The organism is Parasphingorhabdus sp. (assembly GCF_036963705.1).
Classification (GTDB): domain Bacteria; phylum Pseudomonadota; class Alphaproteobacteria; order Sphingomonadales; family Sphingomonadaceae; genus Parasphingorhabdus.
The window spans coordinates 1-6447 of record NZ_JBALUT010000102.1 but is presented as its reverse complement, the minus strand read 5'-3'; the positions used below and the strand labels follow the sequence as shown (position 1 = coordinate 6447).

Here is a 6447-nt window from a genome sequence, read left to right as displayed (position 1 = left end):
CTTTATCGGCTGCTTTGGCCGCCGCAGCAGCGTTGTCGACCGGACGCTTGTCGACCGGGACGCTCTCACCGGTGATGGGTGCCTGGTTGACGCTGCTCGCCCCTTTGACAACAAAGCCGTCTGCTGGAAGTCGCTCGTTGGAACGGATGATGACAATATCACCGATTACCAGTTCGGCCACGGGCAATCGCAATTCCTCTCCATCCCTGCGGACTACCGCTTCCTCGGGAGCAAGGTCAGACAGTGCGGATATGGCATTGCGCGCGCGGGCCATTGCATAATTTTCGAGTGCATGGCCGATACTGAACAGAAATAATAAAAATGCTCCCTCTGCCCATGCCCCGAGCCACGCCGCTCCGCCGGCGGCAACAAGCATGAGAAAATCTATTTCAAATTTTCGACGCCTGATCTTTTCGAAGGCTTCCAATATCGTAAAATAGCCGCCGAAAAAATAGGCCACCACCAAAAACCAGAACGCAATACTCGCCGGCAAAAGATTGATTTTGGGTCCCAGCCATCCGGCAAGAAGGGCTGCACCGCAAAGGCCTGCAAACACCATTTCTGCACGGCCACCAAGCAGCCTGTCGATTAGCCTTCCGTGCGAGTGATCCGAATTTTCCGAATGCTTGCTGTGCTCATCGGTCATTTCTGTTCTGCCGCACGCGTGAGAACATCAACCTTTTCGAGGCTGACTAGCCCGATCCCTCGCAGATCGTCTAGCTGAGTGTAGAAATCTTCCAGTCGTGCCCGGGCATCGATTATTTCGATCACCACCGGCGGATTATCGCCAATTCCGAACGCATGATGTTCATGAACGATGGAAGACGAGGAGAACCCCAATATTCCTTTCAGGACGGTGCCTCCGCGTAGACCATAAGACCTGGCCCGAGCAATGATTGTGGTAACAACCGTCTCGTCCCCATGCATTGCGGCTTCATCGGTATAAATCCGCATGAGAGATATTTGTAGCGGCTTTTGCATTATGCACTCCTTCTCATTCTGGCTTTGGACGGAAACGTTGCAGGATTGAAAACTTGTCCAAAGAGGGCGTGAATCGCTTGATATGCGGCGTCAAATCGGGAAATTCACGCTCAAGCATCAACCGCGTCACGGCGGGCAACACGAAAAGCGTCAATATCGTTGCAGTGATCAAACCGCCGATAACCACAATCGCCAACGGCTTTTGCACCTCAGCACCTGTGCCAGTCGCGATTGCCATCGGAACGAAGCCTAACGAAGGCACGATGGCTGTCATCAGAATGGACCTGTAGCGTTCGACTGCGCCAGAGTAGATGGCCTCAACCAATTCCACGCCAGATTCAAGACGCCCCTGAATGGCGGTCATCATCACAAGTCCATTGAGCACCGCCACGCCGGCCAGAACAATAAAGCCCACAGCAACCGAGATAGAGAATGGCAGACCCGTTACTGCTAGCGAGAATATCCCGCCTGCAATTCCCAGAGGGACTGTGACAAATACTGCGGCAGCCATACGGAAGTTACCGAGAGCCATGACCAGCAAACCAAAGATCAACAGCGCTATGACAGGAACAACAAGATTAATTCTTGCCTGAGCGGCCTGCAGGCTTTCAAATTGTCCGCCCCATTCGAGGATGACTCCTGATGGTAAAGTAACATCGCGCTCAATTTGGGACTTCGCTTCGTTCACAAAGGAGCCAACATCGCGGCCTCGAACATTGAGCTGCACAACAACGCGCCGCTGTCCGTTTTCCCGGCTTATCTGATTGAGGCCTTCGGTTTCTTTCAGGGTAGCCAAGGATCTGAGTGGAACCGACGATCTTTGTCCGAAACCATTTTCCGGCAAAATAACTGGTAGCGCTCCGATAGCGTCGATATCGTTACGCACTTCGCCAGGTAGCCTCACAACAATATCAAACCTGCGGTCGCCCTGAAATACCAGCCCGCTTTCCGCGCCGCCCAATGCAGCGCTGACGGTTGCGGCCACTTCGTCAACGGTGAGACCATGGGCTGCAATTGCCGAATTATCGAATTGCACGTCTAATGTCGGAAAACCCTCGGTTTGCTCTACACGGACATCCGCAGAGCCTTCGATGCCCGAAAAAACGGTCGCAAGCTGATTGGCAGTGGCCGACAGCTGCTCGAGGTCGTCGCCAAATACCTTGACGGCAACATCACCCCGCACACCTGCAATCAACTCATTGAAACGCATTTCAATGGGCTGACTGAACTCGTAATTCTGGCCGATGAGATTGGCTAGTTTCGCTTCCATCTGTTCCACCAGCTCTGTTTTTGAAAGCGACGGGTCGGGCCATTCATCTTTCGGACGCAAAATGATAAATGCATCGGAAATATTGACTGGCATGGGATCGCTAGCCACTTCTGCTGTTCCCGTTTTTGAATACATGAAACGGACTTGTGGAAATTTAGAAATCTCCCTCTCGATCTGCTTTTGCATTGAAACAGATTGATCCAGAGAAGTGGAAGGTATTCGTATCGATTGAAGGGACAGATCCTGTTCGTCGAGTTGCGGCATGAACTCGCTACCGAGAAAGCCGAACATACCGATTGACAATCCGAATACGGCGAGCCCTGCCAAGGTTGCTCGGCCGGGCCATTTCAACGCTTTTCGAAGTGCTGGTTCGTATTTGCTTTTGCTCCAGCTCACCATCCGAACCTCTTTTTCAGAAACACGGCCGCTTATCAGCAGAGCCAATAGTGCCGGGACCAAGGTTAGTGAGAGAATAAACGCCGATATGAGCGCAAGCATTACGGTGATAGCCATCGGCGAGAAGGTCTTTCCTTCAACGCCTTGAAAAGTCAGTAAAGGCACGAAAACCAGCAAAATGATCGCCTGACCAAATAGCGAAGGCCTGATCATTTCTCTTGTTGATGCAACCACTTCTTCCAATCGTTCGCCGAGGGACAGAAGTCGTCCTTCTTCATGCTGCCTGCCTGCCATCCGGCGCAGAAAATTTTCCACGATGATGACGCTGCCGTCAACAATCAAGCCGAAATCAAGAGCGCCCAGGCTCATGAGATTTCCCGATACGCCAAATCGATTCATGCCGATGGCCATCATCACGAATGAGATGGGAATGACGAGCGCGGTAATCAGGGCTGCCCTGAAATTGCCCAAGAGCAGAAATAGCGCGACGATAACCAGCAAGGCCCCTTCGGTCAGGTTTTTTTCGACCGTGCTGATAGTCGCATTGACCAGTTTTGAACGGTCAAGAACAACTTCCAATTTTATGTTGGGAGGCATTGTCTTGACGATTTCCGCAAGCCGATCACCGGTTGCAGCGGCAACTGCACGGCTATTTTCCCCAAGCAGCATCAACGCGGTTCCGACAACAACCTCTTCGCCATTCTCGGTTGCCGCGCCAGTTCGCAAATCGCCGCCATTGCTGACGGAGGCAACGTCACTGACGCGAACAGGAACACCTTCGCGTGTCGCGATGATCGAATTTTCAATTTCTTCCAGCGATTTGAGTCGGGCGTCTGCCCGCACCAGAAATGCCTCTCCGCCGCGTTCAACAAAGTTTGCGCCAACAGAAAGATTGACCCTTCCAAGCGCTTCGGAAAGATCGTCAAAACCGATACCGTAGGAAGAAAGCCGAGCCGCCGAGGGGGTAACGACAAATTGTTTGGCGTAACCACCAATCGAGTCAACACCAGCGATGCCCTGGACGTTGCGCAATTGCGGTCCGATTACCCAGTCTTGAAGCGTGCGTAGATACGCCGCCTTTGAGACTTCATCGTTCAAGCGTTCACCTTCGGGAGTCAGGTATGAACCATCAGATTGCCAGCCAGAACCGCCCGCAGCTTTTCCTTTTTCAAATGGCTCGTAGCTGACCGTCCACATCAAAACCTCGCCAAGCCCTGTGGATACCGGTCCCATTGCCGGTTCGGCAGTGGCCGGCAGGCTGTTGCGAACAGTGGTCAGTCTTTCGGCCACCTGTTGACGAGCAAAGTAGACGTCGGCGCTATCGTCGAAAATTGCCGTAACCTGCGAAAAGCCGTTGCGGGAGATGGAACGGGTCGTCTGCAGTCCTGGAATGCCCGCGAGCGATGTTTCAACCGGATAAGTCACCAGGCGTTCAATATCGAGTGGCGACAGGGTGGGATCGACAGTGTTGATCTGGACCTGATTATTGGTGATGTCAGGGACAGCATCAATTGGCAGATTTACCAGATTATAGATTCCGAGTGCCGCGACTGCAGCAAGAAACAATACGGTAAGATACCGATTGCGGACGGACATTTCGACGAGACGTGCAATCATAGCCGTTGCTCCAATTGGAATATTTTAATCAATGTTCTGCTTCGCCGCGGCCAAGTTCAGATTTCAGGAGAAAGGCATTTTTACCGGCGATTTGTTCACCGGACTTGAGACCGTCGACAATCTCGATTCTACCGCCGCTCTTCGCTCCGGTCGTAACGGGCCGTGCACGGAAACCAGTTTTGGTCTTTACAAAAACGACGTTGCGTCCTTCGACGGATTGGACGGCCTCTGCGGGAACAATCAATGCCGTAGACTGATCGCTTGTCGACTGCTGAAGTATCCGCACTCGCACATATTCTCCGGGGACGAGGCTGGCGCCTGAAGCAGGGGCAAGCACGACAATGGCCGCTCTGTTTTCCGGATCGGCAGCTGGTGTGACCGCCAATACCCGAGCGGATATTTCACCCTCGGGCGTTTCGACCGTGGCCGCTGCTCCAGTGCTGATCTTGCGCGCATCTTCCGCAGGAACTGCCGCCTCAATTTGAATAAGGTTCGGATTGGCAATACGGAAAAGCTCATCCTGAGCGGTCACATAGGAGCCCAAAATTGCCGGGCTTGACGTTATCCGGCCGCCAATCGGTGAGCGCACAGCAATAAAGCGTCCGCTGACACCTGACGCAATGGCCGCCTGGCTTGCCCGTCTCGCTTCTGCGGCAGCCTGTTGATTTTCTGCTCTCGCCGTTTCAAGATCTGCCCGTGCGGTGATTTTCTCATCGTAGAGGCGCTGCTCCCGGTTCATCTGCGACCGGGCAAGCGCGGCCCGCGAAGCTGCCGATGTAACTTCGGAACTAATTGCGGCGGCTTCGCGGCTCTCTATGGTAGCTACTGTCTCGCCGCGCCGAACCGCATCTCCCAACCTCTTTTTGATACTCGTGACCCTGCCTTCAGCGCCTGCACTCAATATGGCCTGCCCTTGAGGAGACGGTGCAACGCTACCCTGCGCAATAATCTCGGCATCAAGCGAGCTTGGAGCCACATCGAATATTCCGATTTCAGAGGCGCGCAGCTGTTCTTCTGTCATTTCGACAACGCCCTCCTCTTCGGAATGATTTTCTTCCGCAGCATTGGCAGTGTCCGGTTTTTCGCCGCTACCGCCGGTATCGCCGTTGAAAACAACTCCAAACACAATCGCGAGCGCGATAACTATGCCAGCGATTATGGTCCATTTCCTGTTGTTCATTTTATATATCCCTGTTCAAATTTTGTGGCCGTCCCGCAGTCAAACTCTGGTTTTGTGGAGGCGCGCTGTCACCGGAAATACTGGTTTCTGTAGTGCCGCAATCCGACACCGCTATTGCGATCGACGTCAGCATGAACAGGCCGGTTAGAACTGTCAGCATGATGAAGATGCCAGCCAATATTATGACGTGATCTACTTCCAGTTTTCTCATCTATCTGGCCGCCAATCTCAGCAGTGTAATCACCGCCTCCGCTCTCGCTACCTTGGCTTCCAACAGGCTGAGTTCGGCAGTGTCTCTTGCCGCTGCTGCGTCCAGGACATCCAACAGGGTAAATTTTCCGTATTGATATCCCAGTTGGGCCAGTCTTGATGCTTCTTCGGCTTGGGGCAGTGTCTGGCTTTCCAGAGTTTCCACCCGGCTTTGCGTTGCTTCCAGTTGATTGCTCGCAATATTATATTCCCGGTTGATCGCTACCAACCGCAAAGCGCGACGCGCCTCAGCTCCGCGAACGCTCGCTTCTGCCGCTTGAATGCTGCCTTGGTTGCGATTTCCAAACGGTATGGCAATCGAAGCACCCACGATGAACGCAGTATCTCCGCTTTCTTCAAAACGTCTGGCGCCACCGCTTAACGTTAGATCCGGAACAGCATTTGCGCGTTCGCGCGTGACAATGGCACTGGCAGCGTCCCGGTTCGCTTCCACGGCTTTGATCTGCAGGGATTGGGACAGGTCGGCCTCAAATTCTACGTCACCGCCACTTAGCCAGACCGGCTCAACTTCCTGAGGTGGTGTTTGCGAGCCCCAAAGCGATGCAAGTAATAGTCTGGCGGAATATTCTTCTGCCCTCGCGGCTTCCAGCGCTGCTTCCGCTTCGCCAAGCGCAGCGTCAGCGCGCAATGCTCTAAGCGGCGGGTCACGGCCAGTTTCAACGAGGATTCTAGCAATTCTTGACAGCTCCCGGTTGCGACCGACGACGCGTGTTGCAAAGTCAAGGCGGCTCTG

General features: G+C 53.6%; 6 protein-coding genes. All 6 read right to left on the bottom strand.

Annotation, left to right across the window (positions count from 1 at the left end):
* On the bottom strand, positions 1-646 hold a 646-nt coding region (locus V7680_RS14535), incomplete at its 3' end, for an HAD-IC family P-type ATPase (RefSeq protein ID WP_335653986.1).
* Entirely contained in the window at positions 643-981 is a 339-nt protein-coding gene (locus tag V7680_RS14530) for a DUF190 domain-containing protein (protein ID WP_335653985.1), read from the bottom strand. The genes V7680_RS14530 and V7680_RS14535, both read right to left, overlap by 4 nt.
* A 13-nt stretch (positions 982-994) precedes the next feature.
* Entirely contained in the window at positions 995-4264 is a 3270-nt protein-coding gene (locus V7680_RS14525) for an efflux RND transporter permease subunit (protein ID WP_335653984.1), read from the bottom strand.
* A gap of 28 nt (positions 4265-4292) precedes the next feature.
* On the bottom strand, positions 4293-5444 hold the full coding sequence (locus V7680_RS14520) for an efflux RND transporter periplasmic adaptor subunit (protein WP_335653983.1): 1152 nt from the start codon (positions 5442-5444) through the stop codon (positions 4293-4295).
* A 1-nt stretch (position 5445) separates the two neighbouring features.
* Positions 5446-5655 carry a hypothetical protein gene (locus V7680_RS14515; RefSeq protein ID WP_335653982.1) on the bottom strand — a complete coding sequence of 70 codons (210 nt, stop codon included), beginning with the start codon at positions 5653-5655 and terminating at the stop codon, positions 5446-5448.
* Positions 5656-6447, bottom strand: a 792-nt coding sequence (locus tag V7680_RS14510; RefSeq protein ID WP_335653981.1) for a TolC family protein, incomplete at its 5' end; no start/stop codon positions are given.